This window comes from Alteromonas sp. 38 (assembly GCF_902506055.1).
In the GTDB taxonomy this organism is placed as follows: Bacteria; Pseudomonadota; Gammaproteobacteria; order Enterobacterales; family Alteromonadaceae; genus Alteromonas; species Alteromonas lipotrueae.
This window is the reverse complement of the sequence record NZ_LR733300.1, coordinates 4,349,608-4,366,309: the sequence shown is the minus strand read 5'-3', so window position 1 is coordinate 4,366,309 and position 16,702 is coordinate 4,349,608. Positions and strand designations below refer to the sequence as shown.

Here is a 16,702-nt window from a genome sequence, read left to right as displayed (position 1 = left end):
AGAAAAGAATAGGCGAACGCAGTTCGCTCGCCTCAAAACGATTACTGGAACGTAACGTCAACTATGTAGTTTGCAGTATAAGAGTCACCTGGCGTTAACGCCGAATCAACCGTCATATCACCATATACATCGATAGTAAGATCAGTACCTGATGCGTCTGTAGTAACCGCAGTCAAAGTGCCATCTGCGATATTATCGTGTGTTGCCGCAGCGGCGTTGATATCGTAGTTAGCTTCAAAAGTAACATTGGTGCCAGATGCACCTGTCACTGTTACATTCACAGGAACATTTGAAGCTAAGCCTGAAACGGTAATTAGACCAATAGCAATGTTTGCATTAGAAACATCGCAATCGCCTGATACTGTGCCCGCATTATCCATAGTACACACAGAACCTACAGTCGGTTGCATTGCACCGAAGTGAAGCGTAGCCGTCTCTGCAATAGTGGCATCGGACATTGCGTCTACATTCGCCTGAAATGTTTCACTTGCTGCTAATGTTGACGCAGAAATAGTAGAAAGTAGCGCTATTGTCATTATTCTTTTTTTCATTTTATTTCCTCTCATACCTTTAGTCGGGGCTGTCTAACGAATTATTTTACAATTGTTCTAAAATCAGTGAGTTGCTTGGAAGTTATTATTCGAACTCAATTGACAGCGAAAATATATAACCACAGTATTTACGCTTTTAAAAGACGTTAAACCTTATGCTTACTTATTGAATTTAATAACTATTCTAGAGAAGAAAAAAAACAAGTATTCAAGGTGTTGATTACAGTTAAGTTTTTTTTAATTCACTTTTTAAAGTTATACTTTTGTATACAGGCATAATTTTTTAAATTTTCAACTTTTTTTATAAGAAATATTTTTTTATGTAGGCTAGAAGAGCGTTTTTATCATTTTATTGCGCCATTGAACTGATTTTGAACCGCATGTTTTTTTACAAGCATCGTGTTTTCAAGGAAGCGGTTTATAATTTCAGTATGAAGTGGGCATGCTATTTAAGGAGCGACAGATCATGCACCATCATTCTCACGATCATGAACATAGTCACGCAGAAACCGACAGTGGCCGCATAGGTTGGGCATTCTGGTTAAACTTCTGCTTTACCATTATTGAATTTATCGGCGGTTGGCTTACCAATAGTGTCGCTATTATGGCTGATGCGGTTCACGATTTGGGCGATACTCTATCTATTGGCCTTGCGTGGTACTTAAGTAAGCTTGGTCATAAAGCGGCCACCGACAAATATTCTTATGGGTTCAAGCGATTGAGCCTACTGGGCGCCATGATTAATGGACTCATTCTTGTCGCAGGTTCGGTGTGGATATTATCTGAGGCTATCCCTCGCCTAGCAAACCCAGAAATGCCGATGACAGAGGGTATGATTGGCCTAGCGATAATGGGCATTGTCGTAAATGGATTTGCTGCCTATAAACTAAGTGGAGGCCATTCAATGAATGAGAAGGTGCTTAATTGGCACCTTATCGAAGACACTATGGGGTGGGTGGCTGTACTTGTTGTGGCTATCGTTTTACATTTTGTAGAATGGCCTATTCTCGACCCAATCCTATCTATTCTATTTACCCTATTTATCTTATTCAACGTGCTGAGATATGTGGTGCAAACCATGAAGTTGTTTTTGCAGGGGTCGCCAGATGATAACCAAAAGCAGGCTATTTCTGACGTATTGCTAAGCATAGAACATGTTGAAGAATTGCATCATGTTCACTTTTGGTCTCTTGATGGCGAGCAGCATGTGCTAACGGCGCATGTGGTGATTAATTGCAGTATCGATAACCCAAAAATTCTGTCTCTAAAGCAAGAGGTGTCACATCGATTAGCCCCGTTTAATTTGGCACATACCACCATTGAATTTGAATTGCCTGGTGAGCCTTGTCGCGATGACACTGACAATTTGCACGTTCATCCACACCATCATGAACATGTTCATCTTAAATAAAAAAGGCGGCCAAGGCCGCCTGATTTTATGATTGATGCGCTAAGCGCTTTAACCCTAATTCATATCTGGTACGCCACCATTTAAGGCTTATACCGATGGCTACGAAGCATGTGCTCCAAAGACCAATCAATGAAGGGATAAAGGCGTTACTGATACCGCCCACAAAACCCACAGGTGAGAACATCATGTACAAAGTTACAATTAAGCCAACCAGTACGATTGCGCAAGGTATAGCGTAGCGCCACGGTGTCATATCCACTTCCGCTTTAGGCACAAAACGCCATGGTTTTGCCATAGGGTAGAAATGGCCAATTGCCAACATAATACCTAGCTCGATAGCAAACAAAATGGCATAGATATGGATGAAATTAATCTCAACTTGCCATACAAACTTCAGTAACCCGTAAGCAATAACATGAAAAATAATAGCGACTTTTGCCGCAAGAGCGGGCACGTTTTTGGTAAATAAACCGACTAATACGATAGTAATAACCGGAATATTATAAAAGCCTGTGAAGATACGAATAATCTGCCATAACCCTTCTGGTGCCAGCATTAGTAAAGGCGCAGTAACGAAAGACATCACCGCAATCACTAAGCTGGTAATTTTGGCTACGCGGATAAGCTGAGAATCAGTGACGTTATCTTTCTTAAACGGCTTATACACGTCTAGACAAAACAGTGTGGCGGCACTATTTAATAGTGAGTTAAATGAACTAAATACGGCACCTAACAACACGGCTAAGAAAAAACCAGACAAGTATTGTGGTAGTACTTCTTTCACTAAGTGAGGGTAAGCGAGGTCGATGGTTTGAAGATTTTCGTTTTGGTACAAGTGATAAGCAATCACCCCAGGTAACATCATCATAAAGGGTACGAGAACTTTAAAGTAGCCGGAAAACAACACGCCCTTTTGCCCTTCAATTAAGTTCTTAGCACCAAGTGTGCGTTGAATCACATATTGGTTGGTACCCCAGTAAAACAGATTCGCCAATATCATACCGGTAAAAATTGTCCCAAAGGGCACGGGATCATCCGCCCCGCCTATGGCGTTAAGCTTTTCAGTTTCGGTTGTCGCAATAGTGGTTAGGCCGGCCGCGAAGCTGCCATCACCCAATGCAATTAAGCCTAAAATTGGCACCAATAACCCAACAATAAGAAGGCCTACACCGTTAATGGTATCTGACACTGCCACCGCTTTTAAGCCACCAAATATGGCGTACAAGGCACCGATACTGCCTACCATTATAATGGTGACAATAAGACTGGCTTCATAACTTAAATTCAATAACCCAGGCACATCAAACAACCGAAGAACGGCAATAGAGCCTGAATAGAGCACAGAAGGAATAGTAATTAAGGTGTAACCCACCATAAATAACACCACGGTCATTCTTCTTACGTTATCGTCAAAACGGTCACGTAAAAATTCAGGTAGGGTGGAGAAAGCGCCCGCTAAGTATCGGGGCAAGAATATCAGCGCCATAATAATGGTGGATATACCTGCGGTAACCTCCCATGCCATCGCGCTTAAATTGTACCCGAAAGCAGAGCCGTTAAGCCCAATAAGCTGCTCTGCCGACAGGTTGGTCAGGATCATCGAGCCTGCAATGAAGGTGCCGGTTAACCCCCTACCGGCTAAAAAATAGCCGTCTTGTGTATTCACTTCGCCTTTCGTTTTTATGTACGAAATAATGGCGACCACGGCCATAAAGGCCATACAGGTCAGTAAGGTAAGCGTCACATTCATGCTAATACTCCGACGACTACTGCGGCCACATAGTGGTAGCAGACATATCCATTTCGGTATGCTCTACCTCAGGGCCTAGAATCACTTGTTCACCTTTGCGAACAAATACCGCTAGCTCATTTAAACTTAAAATTTGCTCGTAGTACTTGCCGCCTTGGTAGGTGTCTTCGTCTATTGGTGAAGTGCTATCGGCATTAAAACGAACCCAATCACCTTCTGGTAAATAGAACTTCACTTTTCCACCAGGCACAATACAAGGCACCACTAACAAACTTTCACCGCACATGAATTGTTGTTCAAACTGACGGGCAAGTGGGTCGTTAGGGAACGCAAGCGCCATAGAACGCTGTACAGGCAAGCCGGTTTCACTGGCTTGTTGTGTGGCTTTTTCTAAATAGGGCAGTAAGCGATAACGAAGTTTTAACGCACTAAAAACAGCATCAGACGCTGCTTCGCCATATGACCAAGGTTCGCGAGGGCCAATACCATGCAGGCGCATATGGGCAGAGAATACAGATGCCTGTGCCCAACGAACGTATAATTCAGCGTCACGAGTATCTTTATAGAAACCGCCGATGTCGGTGGCAAAGAAGGGACCACCTGACATGCCCCACGATAAGCTACCGCGAATACTAGCGGCTAGTCCATGCCAGTCGGCTTGAGGATCGCCGCCCCACTGGGCAGGAAAACGCTGGCTGCCTGTCCATGCTGAACGACTGAACAAAAATGGTCCGGTTTTACAGTATTTCTCAGCCGCCTCGTAAACACAGCGGTTATACAGCATGCTGTATACGTTATGCAGTCGGTCGCCAGAATCGCCGCTGTAAGAGAGCATGTTGTCATCTTCTAACTGCTCACCAAAGTCGGCTTTAATCATATCAACACCCAATTCGAACAAGGGCTTGTGTGATTCTTTCCAAAATTCGTACGCATCTGGGTGGGTAAAATCTAAAATACCTGAATCGGGTAGTGGGGTAAGTACTTCACCGAAGGGGCTTAAATCCCATTCGTAGCGATAAGCTTCACCTGTGCGTTTGTCTTTAATTAACCAGCCTTTTTCTGCGGCCTTTGCATACAGTGGGTTTTTCACTGAAATCATGGGGTATTCCCATACGCAAATCTTAAAGTCCATTGCTTTTAGTTCATCAACAACCGGCTTAGGATCGGCATAGCGAGTTGGGTCCCATTCAAATGCAAAACGCGTATCGGTATCTTGCCACGCGCGGCCATCTAGGGTAATGACATCGCAAGGCATGTTCTTTTCACGCACTTCGCGGGCCACGGCTAATAGCTCTTCTGAATCTTTGTAGTAGGCCTTAGAAAGAATAACCCCTAGGCTCCACTTTGGTGGAACAGGGGCGAACCCTGTGAGGCTGCTGTAAGTATGAATACTTTGCGCTGGGCTATCACAATGATACAAGAACATATCTAGCAAGGTGTCTTCGACCACGCAAACGTACGCGCGCTGCGACCATGGCGCATAGCCCACACCATGAGTCACAGGCGTTGGCGTGTGAACAAAAAGGTTCCAGCCTTCAGAGCTCCATGCGTAAGGGGTATTTTTATAAGACTTTTCAGTGTTTACGCCAAGTGCATCATGATTATATGAACGAACCAACTGGCCGCGTTTATCTAGCTTGCCCCATTTTTCACCTAAGCCGTATATGGATTCATCGTCGCCAAGTTCTAAGCAAACCATCCAGCCCGCATCGGTTTTCGCGAAAGGCGGTAGGCGATGTTGGCGAACAAAGTGACCGTCGGTAGCCGATTCTTGTACTACCTTATCGTTTCGATAAAGTTTGAAATGAAGCGGAGCAGAAAAAAGCGCTAAACGATATTCACCGGCATTAATGGTGCAGTGCTTATCGTCTCCAGAAAACACGAGTTGCTGAGCATCCGGTGTGGCAACCAGCATGCCATAGTCAAAGCCATCAACTAGGGTCGCATTTTCACCGCACGACTGAATACGTAAGCCGAATTGGCTGATAGAAAATAGTAAACTACCATATTGGGTAGGCACCGCTAGGTGGTGATCGTCTACTAGATAAGGGCTAGCGGTAATATCCGCCGCTTTTATGCTGTTCCAGTCAGGTTCGGTTACCGAAAATGCATTGCTCATATCACTTCACTCTTAATGTCTTATATAAGACATAAGTTAATGAAATGTAACTTGGCTGTCAACGAGCAATTACAGTTTTCAGTGCAAATTATTACAAGTGGGCGTGATATGAGAAGCGGTGAATGGCGTTATTACTATCAGTAGCGGCTTCCCAACCAGTACTTAGCTGAATACGTGGGGCACGTTTTGAAGAATCAAGGTTAGCCCACTAAGCGCTAATGTACTAATGGCCAGTAATCTTACCACGCTAGGCTCAATCCGCGCAGCTAGCAGCCTACCAAGGCGTGTAAATACCAATATCAAGGGGATAGCAAAGAGGGTAGATATAACCGTAGTATGATCGGGCAGTGTACCAAACGGCACCATGGCTAAACGGATAAGCGCGGTAACACTGAAGATTGCAAGCAGGGTGTATCGCACTTCGTGCACAGACCAATTTTGGCGATAACACTGAAATACAACGGGTGGACCAAAAGTAGAAAACAGCCCACCTAATATGCCGCCCAATGCACCAGACACCAAAAATCCCCAGCCTTTGCCTGAGGCGGCAGATTGGCTTCTTTTCACAATAAGTAGCAAACAGCAGGTTAATATTGCCAGCCCAAGCAGAATATTTAACCAAACCGACAATCCAGCGGACAGATATTCAAGCAGAGCATAGCCTACTGCGATAAAAGGTATGCCGCCAATCAACACAAGCGTGAAGGCTTTGCGGTGGATAAGGTGAACATTCTTCAAGACAATACTGGTTGAATTAACTAACCCTAAAACGCTAATTAAAAAAGTGGTCGCCGTAAGGGGAAGTAAATTAAACAAGGTGAAACTAGATACCACCATCAACCCAAAGCCAAACCCGCTTAAGGTTTGCAGTACAGTAGCAAAGCCCAATAGAATGAACATAGGTACTAGGGTTTCAAGTAACATTTTGCATCTACACCTGTAGTTGTATGTGATTTACATCAAAAATGCGCTATAACTCTTGTGTATGATATAACAACAAAAATTAAGCATTAGGTTAGGGTTTCATGTCTTCATCTCAGTTCGACCACAAATTAAGTGGTCCCAGTCTTGCGTTCCAACCGCTCTATCAGCAAGTTGCCGAGTATATCAAGCAGCTCATTGTGGAACGTCGGTGGCAGCCTGGTGAAATGTTGCCAAGCGAGTTTCGACTGGCTGATGAATTTAATGTTAGCCAAGGCACGGTTCGTAAAGCGTTAACCTTGCTTACCGACACTAAAATTGTAACACGCCGTCAAGGTGTAGGTACTTTCGTTTCCGAGCATACTGCACAAGATGCCCTGTTTCGATTTTTCCCGCTGCAAGCTGATGGCAAGGGTGCAGACCTACCTAAAGCCGAGTTGCTTGGCATGGAATTAATATCCCCAGATAAAAGCGTACAAGCCGCGTTAAAGCTATCGGGCAAAGAGCGAGTGACAAAACTTGAACGTCGACGCATTTTAGATAACGAATTTTGTATGTTGGAAACGATTTTCCTACCTGCTAAATATTTTGCCGGCATGCACGAACGCAAAGATATTCCTCATACTTTGTACCATTTCTATCAAACCGATTTTAATCAAACCGTGTTTAAAACCCGAGACGGTATTAAAGCAGTACTCGCGTCAGATAACGATGCCAAGCTTCTACAAATAAAGGCCGGCGAGCCGCTGTTACTGGTAACACGGGTGACAGAATCTATAGACGGCAAACTGATTGAATATCGTGAAAGCAAATGTAGAAGCGATCATTATCATTACCAAGTAGAACTTGATTAAAGCAGGCCGCAGGCCTAGCCACCCCTATACTCGCTTAACGCATGGCAGTGTGAAATCGCTATGCTCTTGTTAACGCTGTTCCCGCCAAAGCTCTACTCTTTAATACTAGCCCTTTAACGCTAGGGCTTGGGTACATCGTTATTCGATAACGTCACTTCGCAATAAGCAAAAAGATAACGTCGAGAGTATCAAAAAGTAAGTGCCTCATTAATTTTGTTAACACTTTGTTGACATGGCATTCCTCCTATAATAACTTATGTCTTATACAAGACTAAAGTCTTTTTTATTAAACAGGATTAAAGATATGAACGCGTTGGAAAAAATCCCTGAAGTCGGGTTTGGCTTCTGGAAAGTCGATACGGCTATCTGTGCTGATACTGCGTACGAAGCGATTAAAGCGGGCTATCGTCACTTAGACTGCGCTTCTGATTATGGCAACGAGAAAGAAGTGGGCGAAGGTATTCAGCGTGCTATTAACGATGGCCTTTGTACCCGTGAAGAGCTTTGGATCACGTCTAAACTGTGGAATACCTTTCACGCGCCAGAGCATGTGCCGCTAGCACTTGAAAAAACATTGAGCGATTTACAACTCGACTATCTCGATTTGTATCTGATTCATTTCCCTATAGCGCAAAAATTTGTGCCGATAGAAACCCGCTATCCACCTGAGTGGTTTTACGATACCACGCAAGACAACCCAACAATGGAGTTGGCGCCTGTTCCACTTTATAAAACATGGGAAGCCATGGAAGGTTTGGTAGATAGCAAGAAAGTAAGTCGTATTGGTGTGTGTAATTACAATACTGGGCTACTTCACGACCTAATGAGCTATGCCCGTATCAAGCCTGCCATGTTGCAAATTGAGTCACACCCTTACCTAACACAAGAACGATTGATTCGTTTAGCGAAAGACTACGACATGAACGTTACTGCGTTCTCGCCACTTGGTGCACTGTCTTATCTTGAGCTAGAAATGGCGGATAAAACGGAGTCGGTACTAGAGCAAGACGTCGTGAAAAAAGCAGCTACGGCTCATGGAAGAACACCTGCACAAGTGGTACTTCGCTGGGGCGTACAACGTGGCAATGCCATTATCCCTAAAACGTCGAAGCCTGAAAGAATGCGTGAGAACTTAGCGTTGTTTGATTTTGAACTTACCGACGAAGAAATGCAGGCTATTTGTGCGCTTAACATGAATCGACGTTTTAACGATCCGGGGCACTTCTGTGAAGCAGCCTTTAATCGTTTCCACCCTATTTACGACTAGGAGAGTACTATGAGCAACGCAATCGAATATGCCAATGTGCGAACCCAACACCGCTATAACGGTCAAGTCTTCCCGCAAATTGTGGTGAATAACGATGGCTGTAAAACCGTTGAAGAAACGGTGATGTTTATTCAACAAAATCAGGCTGAGCTAGAAGCACAACTCGCCATATCGGGGGCGTTGTTGTTTAGAGGGTTTCCTTTAAACTCTGCGGAAACCTTTGATATTTTTTCAGCCGGTTTTGGTTATGCAAACTTCACCTACAAAGAGTCGCTATCTAATGCAGTTCGCATTAATTTCACAGAACGGGTTTTTACTGCAAACGAAGCGCCTAAAGATGTAGAAATTTTCTTACATCACGAAATGGCACAAACGCCAATTTCACCTAGCAAAGTATTCTTTTACTGCCAGTCAGCAGCCGACGAGGGTGGTGCGACACCCTTATGCCGTTCAGATAAATTGTTTGAAGCATTAAAGGCTGAAAACCCAACGCTTGCTAGCGATTTTGCTGAAAAAGGCTTGAAGTACACTACCACCATGCCTGCTGCCGATGATGCTAATTCTGGTCAAGGCCGCAGCTGGAAAAGCACGTTAAGTGTAGAAAGTACAGCAGAAGGCGAAGCCAAACTAAAAGAGCTCGGCTACAGCTGGGAATGGTTGGAAGATAGTAGCTTACGCGCCGTTACTCCTGTGTTACCCGCGGTTATTGATTTAGGCGATGGTTCACATTCATTTTATAACCAATTAATCGCGGCTTACATGGGGTGGAAAGGTGTGCGTGAAAATCCATCTTCAGCCATCACCTTTGGCGATGGCTCTGCTATTCCCAAAGAAGGGTTAGAGCGAATTGCTGAACTATCGCAGCAGTTTACTTTCGACCTTGAATGGCAAGATGGGGATGTTGCCTTGGTTGATAACTATCGTGCTATGCATGGCCGCCGCCCCTTCTCTGGTGAAAGAAAGCGCCAAGTGTTAGTGGCACTTGTGGCCGCTGAGCGTTAATTGTTATGACCGAGTTTGCCGCAAAGTGTAAATCGATTTGGCCTGGTTTTGGTATTGCTACAATAACCGGTATGGCAGCGCTTTTTTTAAGTGAGCATTATGGCGCGCCCGCCATGTTGTTCGCGCTGCTACTGGGTATGGCAATCTCATTTTTGTATCAGGCCGATGGGGTGTGCAAGTGCGGCATTGATTTTACTGCCAGTACGCTATTGCGTGCAGGCGTGGTGTTGCTGGGGTTGCGTATTGCTTTGGGCGACTTAGTCGTTCTTGGCTGGCAAACCGCAGCCATGCTAGCCTTTGCGATTTTCTCAACCATAGTGTTGGGTGTGGTAATGGCAAAAACTGTAGGTATGCAAAAGCGCTTCGGTGCACTCACCGGTGGCTCGGTAGCTATTTGCGGTGCGTCTGCGGCATTAGCGATTTCTACTATTCTGCCTGCTGGGAAAAACCACGAGCGAGATACCTTGCTTACGGTGATTGGCGTAACGGCCATGTCTACTATTGCCATGATTGTTTACCCTATTATCGCTGGGCAATTGGGTATGAACGATACCGAAGCGGGTATTTTTCTAGGTGGCACGATTCACGATGTGGCGCAAGTAGTAGGCGCCGGTTATTCGGTGTCTGAAGACGCGGGCGATATGGCTACGTTAACTAAATTAGTCCGCGTTGCCATGTTGTTACCCGTTGTTATGATCATGATGGTGATAGTAAAACGTGCGCACAGTAGCGTGCAGGATTTAGATGGCGAGATGCCTAAGCTACCCGTGTTCTTAGTGGGATTTGTGGCACTTATGCTATTAAATAGTTTTGTTACCCTACCTGAAGTGGTTATCGATTCAGGTTCACAGATATCACGATTTTTCCTTGTGGTATCAATCACTGCCATTGGTATGAAATCAAACTTAGGTAAGCTGGCTGAAGTGGGCATGTTACCTATAGTACTTATCGTGACGGAAACCCTGTGGATAGCTTTACTTATTTTAGGTTATCTGTTTTTGAACTAGTTCTTGAGTTAGCTTTTTTAAGTTAGTTTTTCGTCAAAAATGCACTCGTAAAGGAGGCAATGCGTGCCTATCTCAAACAAATCTAAGCAGGGTGTGAGCACGCATTCTGAATCATCAGACCAACAGCCTTCAGTAAACAAAACCGGTATACATGCCCTTTACGCCGAAAATCCTATCGCCGCCGACGAACAGGTATTTGGGCGTAAAACCGATGGCCTTACACGCCGTGGTTTTCTATCAGGATTTAAAACCCTCTCATTGTTACTAGGCGCAGAAATTGTTTATGGCCGGTTTATGCCAGCAGGGCTTATTCCCGCTGCATTAGCACAAACAGAAACTCCTTTTAGCATTGAAGGCAAAGATGGGTTAGTGGTGCTAAACGACAGACCGATTAACGCCGAAACACCCGCGCATTTACTTGACGATAAGATTACGCCAGCGTCGAAATTATTTGTGCGAAACAACGGGATTGTACCTGAAATAACGCCTAAAGATTTTGATGAAAATGCGTGGACACTCACTATTGAAGGGGAGTCGGCAGCAACATCACGCACTTTTACGTTAAGTGAGCTTAAAGCCAATTTTAAACACTACACCTGTCAATTAACGCTTGAGTGCGGTGGTAATGGTAGAGCTGAATTTTCGCCTGCGGCCAGCGGAAATCAATGGACTACCGGCGCGGTAGGCTGCCCGTCATGGACGGGAGTACGTTTAAAAGACGTACTTAACGCAGTAGGTATCAAAGATGATGCTGTCTACATTGGTTACTACGGTGAAGACTTACATTTGAGTCGAACGCCGGGCAAAGCAGCGATCTCTCGTGGCGTACCTATTAGCAAAGCGCTAGAAGATGAATCGTTAATTGCTTTTGAAATGAATGGCGAACCGCTACCGCTTATGAACGGCTTCCCTATGCGGTTAATGTTTGGCGGATGGCCTGCTTCCACATCGGGTAAGTGGCTGTCTAAAATTGTTATTAGAGACAGGGTTCACGATGGTGCCAAAATGGGTGGCAATGCATATCGCGTGCCGTGCAAGCCCGTTGCCCCGGGGACTAGCGTACCAGAAGACGAAATGTGCATTATTGAAGCTATGCCGGTGAAATCCTTAATTACCCATCCTAAGTCAGGTGCCGAGCACAGCAAAGGTAAAGCATTGGCAGTGCGTGGGCATGCATGGAGCGGCGAAGCCGAGATAGCCAAGGTTTTTACTTCAATTGATTTTGGACAAACCTGGCAGCAAAGCGCGTTGTCGAAACCCGTTAATCGCCACGCGTGGCAACATTTCAACGCCGATATAAGTTTTAAACAAGCCGGGTATTACGAAATTTGGGCGCGAGCAGAAGATGCCAACGGCCGGTCTCAGCCAATGGTACTGCCTGGTTGGAACCCCAAAGGCTACCTAAACAATGCGTGTCATCGCGTTGCAGTGAAGGTGGTGTAGCCAATGAACAGGCTGACAAGCGCGCTAATGCTATCGGTGTTATGTACAACATCACTAGCAACGCGAGCTAACGAACATAAGCTCAATCCCGCTACAGGACTTATTGACGCCACGGGGCATAACATGGTGGCTGCACATTGTACGGCGTGTCATTCCGCTAAGCTTATTTCGCAAAATCAAATGAGCCGTGAACGCTGGCTTGAGACGATACGCTGGATGCAAAGCACGCAAAAGCTATGGCCCTTAGGTGATGCTGAACCTGTCATTTTAGATTATCTAACTACGTGGTATGGACCTAAAACACAGAGTCGCCGTGCACCCATTCCGGCCCATTTAATGCCGAAAGAATCTGACTAGTTTTATCGCAATTAAAAGCTAAAACACCTAGATGACAAACATAAAAAACGGGAGCCTAGGCTCCCGTTTTTAATATTTATATTGCAAGTGCTAACTTAAGCCAAGATAGGCCAAGATAAGCACTAGCCCGTTAGCCCTGCAATCATGCACTATGGGCACGCAATGTCTGACACTGCCGCATCATCGCTAGATGCATTCGCTTCCAAACGTACATTGGACACCAATAGTGACGCCGAGGTGTGAGCGTTAAGCGCAAATGGTGAGAAAAGCTCAGCAAATGACGCGCCTGCTTCTACGAAACAGCGTGAAGGAATAACAACCGTTTGCCATTCGTTTGAATTCGCCGCGAAGCTATTTAACGGCAAAGACACACCGCAATCATTGCTACTACAACCAATAGAAACACTAAGGTTATCTCGGCCTTCTGCTAATTTCACATCTAGAACAAGCGCAGATTCATCTTCACTGTAATCACGCATATCTTCAGGGAAGGGCGAATAGAAGCCTACAGTCGCTTGGTCTGTAAACGTTAGCGATAGGCTATCTTCTTGCACCATGCGGTCAGTGGTACGCGCGCTTGCGCCTTCAGATTCCACCGTATTGCTTGCTACCGTAGTATCACCCGAGGCGTCTTTAATCATTAGCTGCCAAGGCTTTTGTGTAGAAAGTACGTAAATATCATGAGCAGGTAACGGTGCGTTTGCATCAACGCCAGTCGACTCAGACAGCGGCGCTTCGATAGGATCAGACTCGCCGAATGCTAAACCATAACCGTAAGCAAATTGTGCAGTATTGCCGTCATCTTTATTCACAATTTGGGTCGGCGTTGCTGGCCATGAGAATGACAATTTACCGTGCATAGGATAGTTAATTTCACCGTTTTGCTTGGTGAATAATACATCGGCAACACCTTGGCCTTCAGAGCCAGGTAACCAGGCTACTACAAATGCATCACTGGCGTTAATTTCTGGGTTTACCCACAGTGGACGGCCGGTAATGAAAACAGACACAACAGGAATACCTTGGGCTTGGAAAGATTTCAACAGCGCAAGATCTGACTTGTCGCCACGTTGATATTCAACATTTGAAATATCGCCATTGCCTTCAGCATAAGGATTTTCACCAAATACGATAATCGCCACATCAGGTTTTGCTTTTGAAGCGGTTTCAATCACACCTGCTTCAAACGCTGTTCCTTCAAACAACGTAGCTGTTCCGCCGGCTTCGCTAACCGTTTGCTGAATACCTTCAAAAATAGAAGTTGCGCCTGGGAAGTCGCTGTTCTGATTACCCGTGCCTTGCCACGTTATGGTCCAGCCGCCTGATTGCTTACCTATATTATGGGCAGCATCACCAGCAACAACCACGTTCATATTTGGCGCTAGGGGCAGCAAGTTATCTTGGTTTTTAAGCATCACTAGCGACTTTCGAACCGCTGCACGAGCAATATCGCGATGTGCTTGTGCACCAATAATTTCGCTATTACCCGACAACGCACGGTTAGCCGGAGAGGGTTGCTCAAACAGACCCATGCGCACTTTAACCCGCAATACGCGGCGTACCGCATCGTCTAAACGAGACTGTGGAATAATGCCTGATTTAACCTGTGCAATGGTGTTTTCGTACAAAGGTTTCCAAGCACTGGTAGGCACCATAAAGACATCAAGCCCTGCATTCATAGCTTGTGGGCAGCTTTCGTTAGTACAGCCTTCAATTTGACCGTGACCATTCCAATCACCGACTACAAAACCGTCAAAGCCCATCTTGTCTTTAAGTACATCGGTTAGCAGGTATTTGCTGCCGTGAATTTTCTTGCCATGCCAGCTGTTGAATGAGGCCATTACCGACTGTGAGCCAGCATTTAAGCCTTCAACGTAGCCTTGTGCGTGAATGCGAAATAAGGTTTCTTCGTCGGCAATGTTGTTACCTTGATCGTCGCCACCTTGTGTTCCGCCATCACCAATAAAGTGCTTTACCGTTGAGATAACATGGTTATCGTCAATGCTGCCACTGGCAATATCGCCTTGCATGCCAGATACAATAGCCTTGGCATAAGCGCCTACAATGGCAGGGTCTTCTGAATAGCTTTCATAAGTTCTACCCCAACGATCATCACGGGCTACCGCAACAGTTGGCGCGAATATCCAATCAATGCCAGTTGCACGTACTTCTTTGGCAGTCGCTTCGGCAATTTGAGTGATAATGGCAGGGTCGTTCATCGCACCCAAACCAATATTATGTGGAAACAAGGTAGCGCCAATGACATTGTTGTGACCATGTACTGCATCGGTTCCCCACATAGTAGGAATGGTGCTTCCGTCAATAGAGTCGTCTATTGATGCTTGATACATGGCATCCGCAATGGCAATCCAATCTTGAGGTGTAGCGTGCTTATCATTATTGGGAAATGCACCACCGCCATTTAAGTACGAACCAAACCCGTAGGTACGCATGTCTTCTAGAGTCACATCGCGAATTTCAGGCTGTATAGTTTGCGCCACTTTTTGCTCAAGGGTCATGGTGGCTAAAATAGCGTTTACTTTTTCTTCTACCGCTTCGCTGTTTTCTGTACTAAAGGTAATTTCAGGCCAAAAGTCGGGGACTGATTTTTGTGATGCTTGCTCAATCAGCTCAGTTTTCGGCGTGCTAGCCTCGTCTGTCGCTGGCTGACAACCTGCCATAACCAATGCTGCGGCAATTAATGAATATGAACTTAGTTTCATAGCAAATCCCTTGTTTATTTGTGGCTAGCAGCCAAGTTAACGGTAGCACCACGAAGCCCGTAATAAGCAATATATAAATAGCAAATAACCGGCAATAAGAAAGAAAGTTGTACACCCGCGTTGTCAGCAATAACACCTTGTAGTAGTGGCACAATAGCGCCGCCCACTATGGCTAAACACAACATGCCAGAGGCTTGTGCGGTTTTTTGGCCTAGCCCTTTAAGTGCAAGACTGAAAATGGTGGGGAACATAATAGAGTTGCAAAGACCTACTGCTAAAATTGACCACATGGCGATATTGCCGCTGCTGCATACTGACACAACAATGAGTGTACATGAGGCAAATGAATTAACGGCGAGTAGTTTACCCGCGGCCACTTTTTGCATTACCGCAGCACCAATGAAACGCCCTACCATAGCGCCACCCCAATAATAGGCTATGTACTTAGATGCTTGGCTTTCGCTCATGCCTTTAATGCTTTCTAGTCCAAAGTAGTTGACTAAAAAGCTGCCAATCGCAACTTCAGCACCTACGTATAAAAACAAACCTAGCGCACCCAATGACAGGTGGCGATGTTTTAATAAACCGGTATCTGTCGTGGTAGCGACATCCATTTCACTATGCGTGGGTGAGGGAAGCTTCACTTTAACCATAACCACAGCCATGGCCACTAATACAGCGGCCAATGTTAAATAGGGAAGGACTACCGCATTTGCATCTACTGCTGCGTTTTCCATTCCTTCATGGGCACCAAATAATACGATGCCACCAATAATTGGCGCGACTGTAGTACCCAACGAGTTAAACCCTTGGGTCATGGTGAGTCGACTAGAAGCGGTATCTGGGTTACCCATAATGGTTACCAAGGGGTTTGCAGCCACTTGCAAAATAGTGATACCTGAAGCCAATACAAACAATGCCCCTAAGAACATCCAATACTGAGTGAAAAGCGCAGAAGGAATAAACAAGACACAGCCCACTGCAGCAGTGATTAACCCCACACCAATGCCTTTTTGATACCCAGTCGCACTCACTAACTTTCCGGCTGGAATAGAAATAAGAAAGTAGGCGCCAAAGAAGCACGATTGCACCAGCATAGCTTGTGTATAAGAGAGCGAAAATAAGGCTTTCAAATGGGGTATTAGAATGTCATTAAGTGCGGTAATAAAACCCCACATGAAAAATAACGATGTTAGCGTAGCTAGCGCAAGTTGACTGGTGGTTGTCGACCCGGCCGTGGTTTTTATTGTTTGATTCATAGGTAACGCCCTGAACTCACTTATTAGTAGACGGAATT

The 16,702-nt window shown here is 45.3% G+C and carries 13 protein-coding genes; 7 read left to right on the top strand and 6 right to left on the bottom strand.

The window, feature by feature from the left end; translation table 11 throughout:
- Nucleotides 1-41 precede the first annotated feature (41 nt).
- Nucleotides 42-551, bottom strand: a complete 510-nt coding sequence (locus tag FLAVO9R_RS18830) for a hypothetical protein (protein WP_159533816.1) — start codon at nucleotides 549-551, stop codon at nucleotides 42-44.
- 466 nt (nucleotides 552-1,017) lie between these two features.
- Between FLAVO9R_RS18830 and FLAVO9R_RS18825 the strand changes: the two genes are divergently transcribed.
- Nucleotides 1,018-1,962, top strand: a complete 945-nt coding sequence (locus tag FLAVO9R_RS18825; protein WP_159533814.1) for a cation diffusion facilitator family transporter — start codon at nucleotides 1,018-1,020, stop codon at nucleotides 1,960-1,962.
- Nucleotides 1,963-1,987: 25 nt separating this feature from the next.
- On the opposite strand, the gene FLAVO9R_RS18820 is transcribed toward FLAVO9R_RS18825, so the two are convergent.
- The 3 genes from FLAVO9R_RS18820 to FLAVO9R_RS18810 all read right to left on the bottom strand — a co-directional run bounded on the left by FLAVO9R_RS18820 (nucleotide 1,988) and on the right by FLAVO9R_RS18810 (nucleotide 6,755).
- Nucleotides 1,988-3,712 (bottom strand): solute:sodium symporter family transporter, encoded by a 1,725-nt coding sequence (locus tag FLAVO9R_RS18820; RefSeq protein ID WP_159533812.1) that lies wholly within the window; start codon nucleotides 3,710-3,712, stop codon nucleotides 1,988-1,990.
- Between the two features lie 16 nt (nucleotides 3,713-3,728).
- Entirely contained in the window at nucleotides 3,729-5,831 is a 2,103-nt protein-coding gene (locus tag FLAVO9R_RS18815) for a glycoside hydrolase family 31 protein (protein ID WP_159533810.1), read from the bottom strand.
- A 162-nt stretch (nucleotides 5,832-5,993) separates the two neighbouring features.
- Nucleotides 5,994-6,755, bottom strand: a complete 762-nt coding sequence (locus FLAVO9R_RS18810; protein ID WP_159533808.1) for a sulfite exporter TauE/SafE family protein — start codon at nucleotides 6,753-6,755, stop codon at nucleotides 5,994-5,996.
- A gap of 101 nt (nucleotides 6,756-6,856) precedes the next feature.
- Between FLAVO9R_RS18810 and FLAVO9R_RS18805 the strand changes: the two genes are divergently transcribed.
- The 6 genes from FLAVO9R_RS18805 (at nucleotide 6,857) to FLAVO9R_RS18780 (ending at nucleotide 12,682) form a co-directional block, all read left to right on the top strand.
- Nucleotides 6,857-7,606, top strand: coding sequence for a GntR family transcriptional regulator (locus tag FLAVO9R_RS18805; protein WP_159533806.1), 750 nt, complete (start codon nucleotides 6,857-6,859; stop codon nucleotides 7,604-7,606).
- A gap of 304 nt (nucleotides 7,607-7,910) precedes the next feature.
- Nucleotides 7,911-8,873 (top strand): aldo/keto reductase, encoded by a 963-nt coding sequence (locus FLAVO9R_RS18800; protein ID WP_159533804.1) that lies wholly within the window; start codon nucleotides 7,911-7,913, stop codon nucleotides 8,871-8,873.
- Nucleotides 8,874-8,882: 9 nt separating this feature from the next.
- Nucleotides 8,883-9,875, top strand: a complete 993-nt coding sequence (locus tag FLAVO9R_RS18795; protein WP_159533803.1) for a TauD/TfdA family dioxygenase — start codon at nucleotides 8,883-8,885, stop codon at nucleotides 9,873-9,875.
- Nucleotides 9,876-9,880: 5 nt separating this feature from the next.
- Entirely contained in the window at nucleotides 9,881-10,882 is a 1,002-nt protein-coding gene (locus FLAVO9R_RS18790) for a YeiH family protein (RefSeq protein ID WP_159533801.1), read from the top strand.
- 63 nt (nucleotides 10,883-10,945) lie between these two features.
- Nucleotides 10,946-12,325: a sulfite oxidase gene (locus FLAVO9R_RS18785; protein ID WP_159533799.1), complete on the top strand. Its 1,380-nt coding sequence runs from the start codon at nucleotides 10,946-10,948 to the stop codon at nucleotides 12,323-12,325.
- 3 nt (nucleotides 12,326-12,328) lie between these two features.
- A complete protein-coding gene (locus FLAVO9R_RS18780) occupies nucleotides 12,329-12,682 on the top strand; it encodes a hypothetical protein (protein ID WP_159533797.1) in 354 nt (117 codons plus the stop codon).
- Between the two features lie 149 nt (nucleotides 12,683-12,831).
- Here FLAVO9R_RS18780 and FLAVO9R_RS18775 read toward each other — a convergent pair whose 3' ends face one another.
- Together FLAVO9R_RS18775 and FLAVO9R_RS18770 are read right to left on the bottom strand one after the other, a co-directional pair.
- Complete coding sequence (locus tag FLAVO9R_RS18775; RefSeq protein ID WP_159533795.1) at nucleotides 12,832-15,405, bottom strand: glycoside hydrolase family 3 protein; 2,574 nt, start codon at nucleotides 15,403-15,405, stop codon at nucleotides 12,832-12,834.
- Between the two features lie 14 nt (nucleotides 15,406-15,419).
- Entirely contained in the window at nucleotides 15,420-16,664 is a 1,245-nt protein-coding gene (locus tag FLAVO9R_RS18770; protein ID WP_159533793.1) for a sugar MFS transporter, read from the bottom strand.
- Between the last annotated feature and the right edge of the window lie 38 nt (nucleotides 16,665-16,702).